Genomic DNA, 16,620 nt, shown 5'->3' with positions numbered 1-16,620 from the left:
GATGTGATGCTACTCATCGCTATTTTTTAATGCTTCTTCAATATTAAATGCTTCTTCAATAAATCGATCAAACTCTCCCTCTCCATTTGAACATGAATCTATGTATTTTAAGAATGACTGTAGAATATCTTCTTTTCTCATTTCTATCCCCCTCATCTGCTGTATTCCAATTATACCTTTCCTCTAGGGAAATTTCAGAAAAGTAAATTATTTTTCGCTTTTAATTTTTAGTTTACTAAACAAAAAAAGGATTGAGAACGTCTCAATCCTTTTCTTTCATCAACCACCCGGTTTGATGGTTTCCTGCATATATGATATTTGTTCATTTTTCTTGTAGTTGTCTTGGGTCTGCCCTGTAAATCCGCTCGACACAGTGAATACTGTTAATGCAACTAAGATTGTAGAAATTATTTTTTTCATCAGCAAACGCTCCTTCTCCTATATTCCCTTTAAAACCCACCATTGACTTGATTAATTCTGAGTTATCTCCTCTTTTGAGGATTTCTTTTGCAACCAAACTTGTAAAGAAATAATTTGACTGTAAAAGAAACTTTTGAAAACATTCGTAAATTCCATTTGGGGATGTAGAAACAATCCCTTTAAAATATACGAGAAAATCTTCTTCCTCACCATCGTATAGCGAAGCTTGAAGTAGTTGCAACCTAGAAGTATCTGGAAACGTTTGAAATTGCTTTAACGAACCCTCTGAATCTTCAGGTAATATTTCACCTAAATATATCTTAGCAAAGTCTAGGTTATAACGCACCTCTTTTTCATAAGTTTTATCTCCGACTTGTTTAAATAAAGTATAACTATCTTCAAAATACTTCAAGCTCTTTTCCTTATCTTCACCTAAGTATGACATTCCCAGTATGTATAATGCATCAGATATTGTTTTTTCGCTGATATTAGCTTCGATTATTACATTAGCAAATTTTCTAGCCAAGTCTAGATGATTGTAATGTAAATAAACAGGTGCGAATATCTCTGCTACTCTGTAAATGTAGCACTCTTTAATATAAGATTTTCTATCACTATCTATAGCCTTAACTTGTTGTTCGATTTCCTGAATTAATTCTAACATCAGATTATATTTCTTTAGATGGAAATAATTATAACATTTCATTATATCCACTAAAATATTTAAAACCTTATCCTTCGGTTGTCCGATTTTTTTTAGTTTATCAATAATGTCTGTACCATGTATTTCACCGACTATATATTGATATAAAATCCCATATACAGAAACATATTCTCCAATTGTTCCTGCTTCATCTTTATTTTTTAGAATCAGCTTATGTAGCAACTCTATATTCCTTGTTACACATGCATATTCAAAACTCTGTTTTATCGCTTCTGTCCCATCAAGATCTAAGCACCATTTAGCCATTGTCTCTTTGGAAGTTTTATTTTCATCATTTAGTACATGTGATAACTTGACCAATTGACAAAATCCAATTGTTCCTCTTTTTTTAAATTTGGACATGTATTGTTTGGACACCCCTATTTTTATCGCTACACTAGTTGAAGTCAAATCATCTCTGTCCTCAATTATACTCATAATTTTTTCATGGAATTTCAAGTGACTATCCCCCTTCATTTCAATAAGCATCACAGTTTCCATTATATTTACAGAATATTTTATCACATTAATAAGAACGTGTATTCTATTAACTTCAAATACCATGTTGAGAAAATTTTGTAGTCTAAGATTCAACAATTAGCAATAAAACAACTGTTATAAATTGTTGGTTATTAGTTACCGTAACAAATACAACAGTTACACCAATTATTGACGCTACTTTAGTAATAAATAAAAGCGCTAGTACAACTTTCGCTACAATTGGTGATACAATTACATTCACTTCAGCTGTTACAAACAACGGAAATACTACTGCGAACAACATTATTTTTACTGATACAATTCCAAACGGTACTACCTTTATCCCAAATAGCTTTAAGATAAATGGTGTAACCGTTCCGAATGCAAATCCACAAAACGGTATCAATATTGGTAACTTAAATTCAAATGCATCTGCTACACTCAGTTTTCAAGTAAACATTACAACACTTCCAAACCCTAATCCAATCCTGAATAAATCATCGCTTCAATATAGCTTTATTGTAGATATAAATGAACCGCCAGTTTCACGAACAGTTCAATCTAATAAAACCTTTACACAAGTAAATACTGCTTCTGTTATCGCAACAAAAACTGCAAGCAGTGCTTTTGCTGCTGTTGGAGATACAATTACGTATACAACTACCCTCACCAATAGCGGAAATACTGCCGCAAACACACCTGTTTTTATCGATATATTACCACCTGAACTTTCATTCGTTCCTGATAGCGTACAAATTAATACCATCCCACAACTTGGATTTAGACCAGATAGCGGGATTTCTTTAGACTCAATTCCAGTTGGAGGAACGACAACAATTAGCTTTCAAGCTATCGTTGGCTCAATACCAGTTACAAATCCAACTTTGAACCAGTCTAGCACGACATACTCGATCATTGTTGATCCTACCCAGCCGCCGGTGACAGAAACAGCTACAAGTAATCCAACTTTAGTTCAAATTAACGAAGCGATTATTCAAGCAACGAAAAGTGTGGATCGGCTATTTTCTGACATAGCACCTGGAAATTCATTTTTAACGTATACAGTTTTATTAGAAAATGTAGGAAACACAACTGCTACGAATATCATTTTTACAGATCCGATTCCAAATAACACAGTATTTATAGAAGATAGCGTTCGAGTAGGCGGAGTTTTATTACCTGGAGTAAATCCAGCTAACGGGATACCAATTGGAGATATTATTGCAGGAGATTTTATAAATGTTACCTTCCGTGTGCAAGTAGTTAGCATTCCAAATCCAATTTTCACAATTGGACCAGGCGGACCAAACTCACCGGTTGTAAACGGCGCTTCTATTGATTATAAATTTATGACAGGACCTAATTTACCACTTGTTTCACGAAATACGACATCTAATTCTGTTTCGACACAAATAAATTCTGGGGAAATTGTGGCAATCAAATCTGTAGATAAAACTTTCGCAACGATTGGTGATACAATTTCTTATACAATTACATTAAGTAACCCTGGAAATGTCACTTCACAAAATATAATTTTCACGGATACTTTACCTGATGGGACGACATTCATATCTGGCACTCTTACAAACGATTCTGGTACACAGCAAATCGGAAATCCATCTAACGGGATTCAGATTGGAAATATAAACCCAAATGGAACGGCCGTGATTACTCTCAACGTACTTGCTACAAACATTCCAAGTATAAATCCAATTTCTAATTTTAGTTCTGTACAATTTGCACATGTAGTTGATCCTAGCCAACCTGCCGTAACACAAACGAACGTATCTAATGCTGTTTCGACAACAATTAATAGTGCAATATTAACGACCCAAAAAAGCGTTGATAAATCTATCATTTCTGTTGGAGATACGATTACGTATACAACAACTATTACAAATACAGGAAATACGACTGCAACGAATATAACGTTCACGAGCGCAATTCCAGCTAACACTACCTTTATACCAAACTCAGTCAAAATAAACGGGGTTCAGCAATCTGGTGCGCAACCAGCACTTGGAGTAACTATACCAAATATCGCTCCTGGTGAAACAGTAACCGTTACTTTCCAAGCAAATGTTCTTTCTGTTCCCCCTTCAAGTTCGATTATGGGTAATGACACCATTTTATATTCTTATACTGTCGATCCAAACGGAACTCCTATTACAACTTCTACTTCAACGAATATTGTTACAAACCCGGTACTAGATGCTATGATAACGATGGTAAAATCGGTCGATCAAACAATTGTAACACTAGGTGATACCATTACCTATACAACCATTTTAACGAATAATGGCAATACAAATGCAACGAATATTACTTTCACTGATCTTATTCCAGACGGCACAACGTTCATTCCGAATAGTGTCACAATCAATGGCAGTACACACATCGAACTCGATCCTAATACAGGTATAACAATCGGATCAATTGCTCCTAACAACTCAATATCTATCGCATTTCAAGTTACTGCTACTTCTACACCAAACCAAAATCCTGTAGCCAATTCCGCTACTGCTTCTTACACATTTATCGCTGATCCAAATGCACCGATTGTTTCAAGAAACGTTACTTCAAACACAGTGTTTACTACGATTAATACAGCTAACATTCTTTCATTAAAACAAGTCGATAAATCCTTTAGTCGTATTGGAGACATACTCACTTATACTGTCGTTTTAACAAACAATGGAAACTCATCTGCACAAAATGTTATATTTACAGATACAGTGCCAAGCGTCACTACATTTATTGCAAACACATTTTCTATTAATGGAGTTCCTCAAAGTGGGGCGGATCCATCGAACGGTGTGAATATTGGGACAATAACAGCCGGGACTACAGTAACAGTTTCGTTCCAAGTTACTGTAACATCATTACCAACCCAAAACCCAATTGTAAATTTCTCATCAACATCGTATCAATTAGTCTCACCGCCTGATGCAGAAACTTCAATTAGTAATCCTGTTTCAACCCAAATTAACGAAGCAATATTGTCTATGACGAAAAATGAAAGTGTATCCTTTGCAGATATCGGGCAAACTGCTTTTTATACTACTTCTATTACCAATGTAGGCAATACCGATGCAACTAATATTGTATTCACAGATGCATTACCAAGTGGACTTACATTTGTTCCTAACACATTAACTATCGATGGCGTTTTACAATCTAACGCGGATCCAAATACAGGCGTATTACTTGCAACACTTCCACCAAATGAAATATATAGTATCGTCTTTCAAGTTACAGTAAACAATATTCCCCCTAGTAACCCAGCACCAAATACAGCATCAACGACGTATGAATTTACTGTTGATCCTGTTAATCCTCCCGTTTCAAGTGCAGCTACTTCCAACACTACACTCCTTCAAATAAACAACGCAACTATTATTAGCACCAAAACAGCAGATCTTACTTTTGCGGATGTTGGTAATACAATAACATTTACACTTAACCTTCCTAATACCGGAAATGTGACCGCAACTGATGTAACTATTATCGATATTCTTGATAGCAATTTAAGTTTCGTTCCAAATAGTTTCACAGCTAATGGGCAAACCATTCCAAACGCCGATTTATCAACTGGTGTAAATATTGGTTCCATTAATGGTGGTAATACGGCAATCGTTACATTCCAAGCAACTGTTATTACACTTCCAACACTTAATCCTATCTCTAACTCTGCTTCTACCACATATCATTATGTCGTTGATCCTAGCCAGCCACTTATTACAACTTCCAATCAATCTAATACAACGACCACACAAATTAATAGCGCTATCCTTACTGCACAAAAAAATTCAAATGTATCTACGGTAGATATCGGGCAGGATATTACCTACACCGTTACAATTACAAATAGCGGAAATGTAAGTGCAACAAATGTTATTTTTACCGACCTTATTCCAGACGGAACTTCCTTTGAACCGAATAGCTTTACACTGAACGGAACTAGCATCCAAAATGCAGATATCATTACAGGCGTTCCAATCGGTGGTATCGCGCCAAACGAATCTGTCATCGTAGCATTTAACATTATCGCCAATGAAATTCCGCCTATAAATCCAATTACTAATCAAGCTAGCGTTAGCTTTCAACATATCGTTAATCCAGCTAATCCCCCAGTTTCAAAAAATATTATTTCTAACAACGTTACAACAAAAATTGAAAGTGCTATTTTAAATACTATTAAAATAGGAGATAAAACTTTTGCAACGATTGGTGATACGATTACGTATACAACGACTATTACGAACACAGGCAATATTCCTGCTAACAACGCTATATTCTCAGACCCTTTACCATCGTGGACACAATTTGTTGCAGGATCAGTTATTGTTGATGGCACTCCATTACCATCCGCTTCGATTATTAACGGTGTTGGCATAAATACAATCAATCCAAATCAAACTGTTACAATCATATTCCAAGTACAAATCGTAAGTAATCCAACAACGTTCACACCTGAACTCCAAAACTTAGGATTTGTTAACTTCCAATATAACGTAGGCAATGCATTACTGGCTCAACCTGGCAATGTGGAAACGAATGTCTTCGTTACTTCTATTAATACAGCAATACTTTCAGCTGTAAAAACTGCTAATACAGCCTTTGCAAATATTGGAGATACGATCACTTATACAGTTTTGATTCAAAATAGCGGCAATACAAACGCTACGAATGTAAATTTCTCAGACCCAGTTCCAGCAGGAACAACCTTTGTTGAAAATAGTTTTGCTGTAAATGGAAGTACCATTCCAGGTGCAAATCCAAATAACGGAGTGAATATCGGAACAATTAGCTCGGATAGTTCCTTAACCGTTACTTTCCAAGTCATAGTTACATCAACTCCACCTTCAAATCCGATTACAAACGTAGCATCTATTCAATACACATTCATCGTTGATCCGGCCTCTCCTCCTGTTACAGGCACGATAAATTCTAATAGCGCTTCAACACAAATTAATAACGCGACTGTTACAACTGTTTTACAAGCAAATCGTTCAATTGTGTCTATCGGGGATGTAATTACGTATACAGCAACATTAACGAATACTGGAAACTTCCCTGCAAACTCTGTATTACTCATTAACGGAGTTCCTGAAGGAGCATTATTTGTTCCAAATAGTGTTACGCTCAACGGGATTTCACTTCCAGATGCAAGTCCAACTCTCGGTATTCCCGTTGGTATTATCGCACCAGGTGATTCCGCTACTATTACGTTCCAATTTCTTGCAAGTTCTATCTCGCCGCAAGGAGCAATTATAAATCAAGCACTTACAAGTTACACGTATATTGTCGATCCAAGTCAACCTCCAGTTACAGCAACATCCTCATCTAATACAGTTAATACAGCTGTTGTTGATGCATCATTATCCGCAATTAAAAGTACAGATTCTCTCGTACAATCTACTGACGGTACAATCACTTACACAGTAGTCGTTCAAAATAACGGAAATACTACTGCAAATACAGTTACTTTAACAGATTTGGTCCCAGAAGGAACTGCATTTATTCCGAATAGCGTAACTATTAATAGCGTTTCCGTTCCAGATGCTGATCCTAACGTAGGAATACCATTAAACTCCATCACACCGTCAGAAATCGTCACTGTAACATTCCAGGTTATCGTTCAATCTATTCCAAGCGTGAACCCAATTTCTAATACAGCCCGTATTGACTACACTTTTATCGCCGATCCAACTGCTCCTATCATCTCTCGAACAATTACGTCTAATCCCGCTTTCACACAAATTTCAGATGCGACTATCCTTTCTTTAAAAGGAGTCAATGCACAACAAGCAACAACAGGTGATATTTTGACTTATACGATAACACTAGAAAATACCGGAAATATTCCAGCTACTAATCTCATATTTTCAGATACTATTCCCCAAAATACTACATTCGTAGAAAATAGTTTTACACTTAATGGAACAACTATACTTGGTGCCAATCCAAATGTAGGTGTTACTTTGCCTACCCTAGTAGCAAACGCTACTCATCTTATTTCGTTCCAAATTCTTATTAACGATTCATTCTCGCAAGAATCGATTACAAATCAATCCAATACAACATATACAATCCAACCAGACCCAGGGCAACCGCCTATTAGTGAAACATCTACTAGTAATATCGTCATTACAAATTTCGTGCAAGCTCAATTGACAATTACAAAAACATCCAATCCAACAACTGTAGATATCGGTGGAACTATACTTTATATTTCTGAAGTGAAAAATATCGGTAATGTTGACGCAATAAATATTAATTTCACAGATTCTATTCCAACTGGGACTACATTCGTTCCCGATAGTGTCACAATTAACGGTGTCCTTCAGCCAGGTGTAAATCCTGAAAACGGAATACCAATTGGAACAATTCCAGCAAACAGTTCCAAAACGATACTATTTCAAGTGCAAACAAATAATCCACCGAATGAAACTGAAATTGTAAATCAATCTTCAGCAACTTACCAATATGTAAGTATTCCTACAGCCCCACCAGTAAATCGCTCTGCAAATTCTAACATTGTTACAACATCACTTCAAAATGCAAATATTATTTCTGTTAAAAGTGCGGATGTAAATTTCGTATCAATCGGGCAAATGATTACCTACACAAATACACTTCAAAATATAGGAACCGTTCCGGCTAACAATATCGTGTTCATTGATAACATTCCAGAAGGTACTATATTCATTGAAGATAGCTTAGCAATAAATAATGTAATTCAGCCTGGCGTGAATCCTGAAAACGGAGTAACTCTCGGCACGATACAACCAAATGAAACAGTCACTATTTCATTCCAAGTACAACTTACAAATATACCAGAGGGCAATACAGTCATTAATATTTCAGACACTTCGTACGAATACCAAATTGACCCTAGTTCTCCAATTATTCAGCGTAGATCGTTATCAAATGCAGTAAATACTGAAGTGCGAACGGCAAATGTTAGTGCAATTAAATCCGCTAACAGATCCATTACACGTATCGGTCAAATCATCACATATACAGTCGCAGTTACAAACGCCGGTACAATACCTATTACAAATACTCTCCTACTTGACGCAATTGCTTCTGGCACCACATTCGTTCCAAATAGCATTCTTGTAGATGGCGTACCAAGACCTAACGAAAATCCAATTACCGGTATCAATCTTGATATAATTCTTCCAAATAATACGATTATTGTTACGTTCCAAGTAAGCGTAGTTTCTATACCGCCACAAAATAACATTAATAATATTGCCGTCATTCACTATGAGTATCGACCAGAACCAAGCACACCACCAATTTCAGAAACGACCTCTTCCAATGCTACAAACATACAATTTATTGATGCTATTCTTATTGCTACAAAATCTGCTAATACTGTATTAGCTACTATTGATGAAACCATTGAATATACAGTATTCATTCAAAATAATGGATCGGCTACAACTAATTCCATCTTTTTTACAGATACTATAGCAGATGGAACAGTATTTATTCCAGGAAGTGTAATAGTTAATAATACTGTACTTCCTGCAGCAGATCCGAATATCGGCTTTTCCATTCCTAATGTCGCAGCAGGTCAAATGACTACAATAACATTCCAAGTTTCCGTTACGAATTTACCTACTGTAAATCCAACACCTAATACTGCAAACATTGTCTACGACTTTATTTTCAATCCTGACTTTGCACCAATTCAAAAATCTACTACTTCCAATACTACTTTCGTTCAAATTAATGATGCTGATATCGTTTCACTTAAAACTGTTGATTTAACCTCTGTAACGATTGGTGACATTTTAACTTATACAACAACTTTAACGAATACAGGGAATACGGATGCCACTGCTGTTGTATTTACAGACAATATACCTGATGGAACAACCTTTATTGACGGTAGCGTTTTAGTAAATAACATTCCTCAGCTTAACGCCAATCCAAGTGTAGGTATACTTGTAGGAACGATTGCTCCTAACATTTCTATCCCAGTCACATTTTCTGTTACCGTCGTAGCTCTTCCTACTAGCGGTCATGTTCAAAATCAATCAACTTCTCGTTATACAATTAACGTGGAAGAACAAATATCGACTAGCAATATTACCTTCACTGAAGTTATTTCCGCTAATGTAATTGCGACAAAAACAACACCTATCCAATATGCTGACTTACAAACTATCCTCCCTTATACAATTTCCATCATAAATAACGGAAATATACAAGTCGAAAACATTATTGTTACAGATATCATCCCAGCAAATACGAGCTTTATAGAGAATAGTGTTATCGTGAACGGCAATGCTCGGCCAAATGACAACCCTCTTAACGGTATACAAATTGATAACATTCCGCCTAATACGACAGCAACTATTCTATTCCAAGTACGGGTTACTTCGATTCCACAAACAAATCCAATCTCTAACACGAGTACAGTTGAATACCAATACACGGTACCAGATCGACCACCTATTACCGAAACTATTATTTCATCAGCTGCTTTAACAGAAATTAATCACGCGAATTTGAATAGTAATAAAGCTGTTGATCTTGCATTTGCAACGGTTGGTGATACGTTAACGTATACGATTACACTAAATCAAACCGGTAATGTTGCAGTAAATGATGTAATCATTCAAGATATTATTCCTCAAGGTACTACGTTTATAGAAAATAGCGTCATTGTAAACGGAGAAACTCTTCCAGGAGCGAATCCAGTAAGCGGCATACCAATTGGTACTATAACTATTGGTGGAGATGCTATCGTTTCATTCCAAGTAACTGTGACTTCTATTCCAACACCAAATGAACTAAACAACAACGCAATTACTACTTTTAACTATATAGTCAACCCAAATAACGTACCCGTTACAAATACGACTACAACAAATACCGTCACAACTACTGTCCAAAATGATAATGTCATTGCCATAAAATCTGTTGATGTAACGAATGCCTTACCTGCTCAAACTTTAACGTATACAATTACGATTATGAATAGCGGTAATGTAACGATTGAAGACCTTCTTGCTATAGACACCGTACCAATAGATACGACTTTTGTTGCTGGTAGTGTTACGATTAACGGAATCAATCAGCCTAATGAGAATCCTGAAAATGGTATTACGTTAGGAAATCTTGCTCCTAATGACTCTGTTATTATTACGTTCCAAGTGACAATATCTTCTTCTACTCTTCAACCTACAATTAATAACGATGCTTCTGTTTCCTATACCGTTATCATTGATCCAACAAAACCACCTATTAAAATTACAAAGCAAACAAATACCGTTACAACGACAGTCATTGATCCGATGGTTCGTATTGAAAAAACAACTGACAAATCTATTGTCGTTATAGGAGATATCATTACATTCACATTAGCGGTATTTAATCACTCCCCAATTCCGACAATCAGTACTTCTGTTATAGACACAATTCCAGTTGGTACAACATTTATAGAAAACAGCGTAACAATTAACGGTACTCCCGTTCCAAATGTTCGTCCAGACACTGGTATTAATATCGGCTCTTTACCTGCAGATTCAGTAGCAACTATAACATTCCAAGTTCTCGTAACTTCTATTCCTTCAAATAGTACAATTATAAATTCTGCAACAGTTACCGCTGCCTTTCAATTGACACCACAGGATCCAATTATTACTTTCATTGTTAATTCAAATATCGTTCGTATACCAGTTCAATTTATAACTACAACAGTCACGAAAAATGCTTCCGTCAGCTCAGCTTATTTAAATCAATATTTTGATTACACGGTGCGTATTACAAATACTTCCGAAATTTCACTCTCAAATATTTCTTTACAAGATACCATTCCAGCAGGTTTACAATTTATAAACGGCACTGTCTTTATTAACGGTGAACGCTCTCCACTAGCGAATCCGAATATCGGTTTCCTAGTTGCCACTAATTTAGAGCCAAACGAAACAATTATCGTGTTATTCACAGTACAAGTAATAAGTCCACCTGTTAATAATCAATTTAAAAATACGGCCAATATTTCGTTACAACTTCAAGTCTCGCCTACCGATCCACCAATTACAGTAACCGTTACAAGTAACGAAAATATCGTCACCTTTGTTCCAGAAAATCCAGATGAAACACTTCCAAATTTAAATTGCTTCTTTGACGGTGAACGCTTCATTCGCATTACTCCTCGAAATGTACGAAATTACCTTTGGACTTGGATTTGGTGGAAGTAATTGAAACAAAAAAGAGATTGTAGTTTGGTTGAAACCAAATTACAATCTCTTTTTCATTACCTATATCCCACTACGTTGTAACTCGTCCAAGGATATACAATTAAACAACATCTCAAGTTATCTTAGTCGTAATAAGTTGGCCAGCTTCATTAATAGTAACTTTCCATTTCACTCCACTAGCAGTCTTCATGATTATACCTTTACTTGCCTCTATTTCAATATCTCCAAACATTCTTCCACCAGTTGTCGCTAACCAAGCGTTCCCGTTTTCCATAGAAGACCTTGCAAAAATACGATTAATTCGAAAACGCTTATGATCTTGAGAATAACCACTTAATGTAATTCTAACTTTATATAACTGACTCGCCTTCATATTCGATATAATTGTATCGCCAACATTTAATGGAACATCCAACGCGATAACCCAACTTCCAGTTGCGCTTAATGCATATTCAATTTTAATTTTCTTTGGGCTCTCTCCCCACCCAAAATACATTCCAAAACAATTTAACATTTGTATTGGTTTTTTCATAAAATCCAGTTCAATTACAACTGGATTACTATCTGGAACGTCAATATAGTTTACACTTTGTTCATCTATTAAATTAAAGCAATTTGCGAGATTCCCCCCGTAAGGCACTTTCCCACTTACTTGCTTAATCGTATACTTCTGCTGAGCATTTACTAAAATATCATCTTGATTCCCTATTAAATGTGGTTTATTTAACGTAATCGGTAACTGAATTCGAAGAGATTCTTCATAGGTAGACTTACAAACATTGTACTGTCCTTTATCTACAATAGTTGTAGAAAGTAAATTTGAAAAAAGGTAGTTACGATGCGAATTAGAAGAAAATTCAATGACAATCTGTTCACTACTCATCCGGTACGTATCCCAAATCATACAATCAAATGTATTATACGCACCTGAGCAACGAATTGCTTTTTTCGTTTGTTGTCTACATTGCACTTGAATATCATGAAACGTATTTCCTGAACTTTCATTTGGCAAATCACTATTTCCATCTACTTCAATCCCATACACACATCCATCAATAAATATTGATTGAAATACATTGGCGTTAATCCAGCAAGGTGTATTGATATCATCTATATACTCTGTTTTCAAATATATTGCAGTTTGAAAGTTTTTAATTTGAATAAATTTAACTTGAAAGAAACTAATATAATCCCATGCCTTTTGACAATAAAAATGTATAGCTTTTCCTTTATACGATGGAGTTGTATTTATTATATTTATATTTGATATAACAGATTGATTAGGTACTTCGATTTGTTGTGAACCAGAAACATAAATGACAGCAGATTGAAACAATGAATTTATAACTTGAATAGTACCACCAACAATCGAAGCGTTACTTTGTAGCTCAAACGCATTAAAATCCCCATCAATTTGTAGCGTTACGGTAGGATCTAACTCTAATCTTACGTTTGATTTAATAACAATCGGCTTTACAATTTTGTACGTATTTACCCCTGTAATTCTAACCGTCGAAATTCGATTCGCTACACAATAATCAATAGCTTGCTGAATTGCTAATGAGCTATCATTTCCCGAGTTTGGAACTGCGCCAAAACAATCAATGTGAACGCTACCTTTTGGTGCACAATCTTCTTGGGAAGAAATATATTCTGACAAAATAAATTCACTCCTCATATTACCTTTTTCATATAATATGTGAGTTCTCTCTTAAAAGTTTCTATAATAAAAAAAACAAACGACCTACCCGGTCATTTGTTTAATTCATATATATTTTTCGTTTCTTCTATCATTTTAGTTAACGAGAAATACCTCACTGCTTTCTCTCGTGCTTTCAATCTAATATCATTTACCTTTTCTTCATTCCCTTGTAGTTCTTCAAGTGCATTTGCAAATTCCGATTCGCAATATTCAGATATCAAAACACCTGATTCTCCATCTATTACTGCTTCATGTATTCCACCAACATCTATTGAAACAATTGGTGTCCCTGTAGCCATCGCTTCAATTACTACCATTGGAAACACTTCACGAAAAGATAATAAAAGCAAGGCATCCATATTCCCTATAAACTCATGTGGTTCTGAAATATTTCCTAACATCTTTACACTCTGTTGTAATCCATATTTTTCTATTTCTTTCATAATCGATTCTTTCTCTGGTCCATCACCAGCAATATAAAACATAAAATCATTTCTCTTTTTCAACACATTTGCAATTTTGACAAATAGTTGATGGTTTTTCTCTTTGGATAATCTAGCTAATATCCCTATTTTATATGTAGATTCTTTCTTTTTCTGCTGGAATAAAAACTTTTCAATATCGACGCCGTTATAAATTGTATTTATTTTTTCTTCTGCTACATGAATTGAAATTAAATTATTCTTTTCAAACTCACTTACTGTAATAATATTATTCACATATTTATTCATGAAATAACGAAAAAGAGTTGGCATTTTCTTTTCTAATATCGTTACATTATGTTTCGTATAAACAATTTTTATCTTTTTTTTAATAAACTTTTGAAGTAGAAAAGCATATAATACCATTCGCAAACTATTTGCATGAATAAGTTCTATCTTTCGTTTACAAATTTCGTTTCGTAAATAATAAATATTTCTCAAATGATTCCATCGACTAATTAATATGAAATTTTCTTTTCTAGTAAGAGATTCATATAGTTCTCCATCACCTGCAGCTGTATAAATCTTAAAATCATCATAACGCAAATTACTTTCCAATTTACAGAAATAGCTCTCGGCTCCGCCAGTTATCAATTTATCTGTCATCAACAGTATATTCATAATTGCGTCTTCCCAACTACATTAATTTTATTTTTTTTATAAGCATGATAAGCATACTTACTAAAATAGTAAAAAATTTGCACCGAATTCAATCGTTCTTGTTCCCTTAACAATTTCCAATACCGGAAAGCTGCTCTAATTTTATTTCTAGAAACAGAATTTGTAACAATTCTATATTTTGCTAACACTTGCTGTATCCCTTTTGCTTCATACCCTTCATGTAATAAGTTCAACCATAACGCTGTATCTTCCGGCTGTATACTAGGCATTTCGACATACGGAATTTTTTCACGATCTATCATCACTGTTAAACACCCGATAATTGTATTTCCTACTAAATAATGATAGTCAACAGATTTTGGTACACTCACTTCGCGATTTAATTCATTACCATTTTCATCAATTAAACTATACGACGCATATGAAAAAGCAATATTCATTTCTTCCATAAATAACAATTGTGTCTTCAATTTATGTGGCAACCATATATCATCACTATCTAAAAAGGCAATGTACCTTCCTCTTGCCTCTTTGATCGCTAAATTCCGAGCTTTAGCAGCACCGACATTTTCTTTTAATGATAATAACCTAATTCGTGAGTCTCCTTCTATTATCTCTTTAATTTTTGCGGCAGATTGGTCGGTTGAACAGTCATCAACGATAATCATTTCCCAGTTTTCATACGATTGATTCTGTACAGATGAAATTGTCTCACCTATAAATCGTATACTATTATAAGAAGGTGTTATTACAGAAACATAAGGCGGCTCGTTATGTGCTGATAGACATTTTACCATCTATCTTTCCCCTTCCTTCATATATTGAAATATACTTCACAACAACTGCTAAAAATAAAAAGAACGCTTCGTTAATAATGAGTGACAATGACATCATCTGAAATAAAAATGCAATCATAGTCAATAGAAGATATGGTTTTTCACGAAACAAAGTATGCTGCGCTAACTTGAACATTAATATGAATAAAAACGCGCTATATAGAAGAAAACCAATTGTACCCGATTCAGACAAAATTTCTAAAAATGTATTGTGTACATATAATTTTTCATTAAATTGATACTCATAATAATTCGAAAAGTTAAAAGCACCAATTCCAATATATGGATTAGATAAATAATATTTAAAAGCAGCTTCCCATAATGTAAATCTACCACTTCCATTATCATGGGAAAAATCAGAAATTCGTTTATTTAATATGTCATCTAATTGGCCCCCCATTACACTGTTCGATAAACTAAAAATAACTACACTAAACAATACTAAACTTATAATTATTTTTATTTTTTTAGCGAAACTAGACATACATATATATACAAAAACGACAAGCACAAGCGCTAATATACCCCCCCTTGAAAAGGTTAATAGACTCGTCGTAACACATAAAATTAACCCTAGGATGTTAGTGATATTTTGTAAATTCGTCATATAGTACATAAAAAATATTGTATTATAGAAAATAAAAATGTTAGGATCATCTAGCAATCCAATTAACCGTGGATATCCTCTATCCACTAATAACCCAGCAAAAATTTCTCTCTCTTCTCCACCGTATAAACTAAAATATTGTAAACCGATTATATAGAGTATTAGACTTACAACATTAAATACTACTCCTACATAAGCAATAGATGATTCAAGTACCACTATTTCAGTATTCCCCAATAAATTCCTCATTATAAAATAGCATCCTAAAACGAGTAGCACGCCAAAAATCATACGAATACTAGCATTTAAATACATAGAAAGAATTCCACTTAAACAATAAATGAAATAAAACAGTAAAAATACAACTTCATGAAAATATAACTTTTGAATATGAAAGTTTTTAATTGTTAAACAAAAATATATGACTAAAAAAATCATATATATCTTCAATGAAAATCCAATATATAAATTGTATTTACTTAACATAACAAATAATATTAGAAGAATAATCCATCCCATCGATACTTTCATATTATTTTCCAT

General features: G+C 34.4%; 6 protein-coding genes and 1 pseudogene. 1 reads left to right on the top strand and 6 read right to left on the bottom strand.

Annotated elements, in window-relative coordinates; all coding sequences use genetic code 11:
• Nucleotides 1-9: 9 nt before the first annotated feature.
• Together ACX9TM_RS08415 and ACX9TM_RS08410 are read right to left on the bottom strand one after the other, a co-directional pair.
• Complete coding sequence (locus ACX9TM_RS08415; RefSeq protein WP_263479927.1) at nucleotides 10-141, bottom strand: hypothetical protein; 132 nt, start codon at nucleotides 139-141, stop codon at nucleotides 10-12.
• A 181-nt stretch (nucleotides 142-322) separates the two neighbouring features.
• Nucleotides 323-1,582: an AimR family lysis-lysogeny pheromone receptor gene (locus ACX9TM_RS08410; RefSeq protein ID WP_224742151.1), complete on the bottom strand. Its 1,260-nt coding sequence runs from the start codon at nucleotides 1,580-1,582 to the stop codon at nucleotides 323-325.
• 179 nt (nucleotides 1,583-1,761) lie between these two features.
• Here ACX9TM_RS08410 and ACX9TM_RS08405 point away from each other — a divergent pair.
• A pseudogene (locus ACX9TM_RS08405) lies at nucleotides 1,762-11,829 on the top strand (cell surface protein); the annotation flags it as partial.
• A 112-nt stretch (nucleotides 11,830-11,941) separates the two neighbouring features.
• Here ACX9TM_RS08405 and ACX9TM_RS08400 read toward each other — a convergent pair.
• The 4 genes from ACX9TM_RS08400 to ACX9TM_RS08385 form a co-directional block, all read right to left on the bottom strand.
• Entirely contained in the window at nucleotides 11,942-13,489 is a 1,548-nt protein-coding gene (locus ACX9TM_RS08400) for a glycoside hydrolase family protein (RefSeq protein WP_065212114.1), read from the bottom strand.
• Nucleotides 13,490-13,581: 92 nt separating this feature from the next.
• Entirely contained in the window at nucleotides 13,582-14,634 is a 1,053-nt protein-coding gene (locus tag ACX9TM_RS08395; RefSeq protein WP_065212115.1) for a glycosyltransferase family 4 protein, read from the bottom strand.
• Entirely contained in the window at nucleotides 14,631-15,431 is an 801-nt protein-coding gene (locus ACX9TM_RS08390) for a glycosyltransferase family 2 protein (RefSeq protein WP_030024743.1), read from the bottom strand. Before ACX9TM_RS08390 ends, ACX9TM_RS08395 begins: the two co-directional genes overlap by 4 nt.
• Nucleotides 15,406-16,620, bottom strand: coding sequence for an O-antigen ligase family protein (locus ACX9TM_RS08385; RefSeq protein WP_065212116.1), 1,215 nt, complete (start codon nucleotides 16,618-16,620; stop codon nucleotides 15,406-15,408). Before ACX9TM_RS08385 ends, ACX9TM_RS08390 begins: the two co-directional genes overlap by 26 nt.

This window comes from Bacillus sp. LH1 (assembly GCF_057924895.1).
The sequence above is the reverse complement of the archived record's forward strand: the minus strand, read 5'-3'. Positions and strand labels throughout refer to the sequence as shown.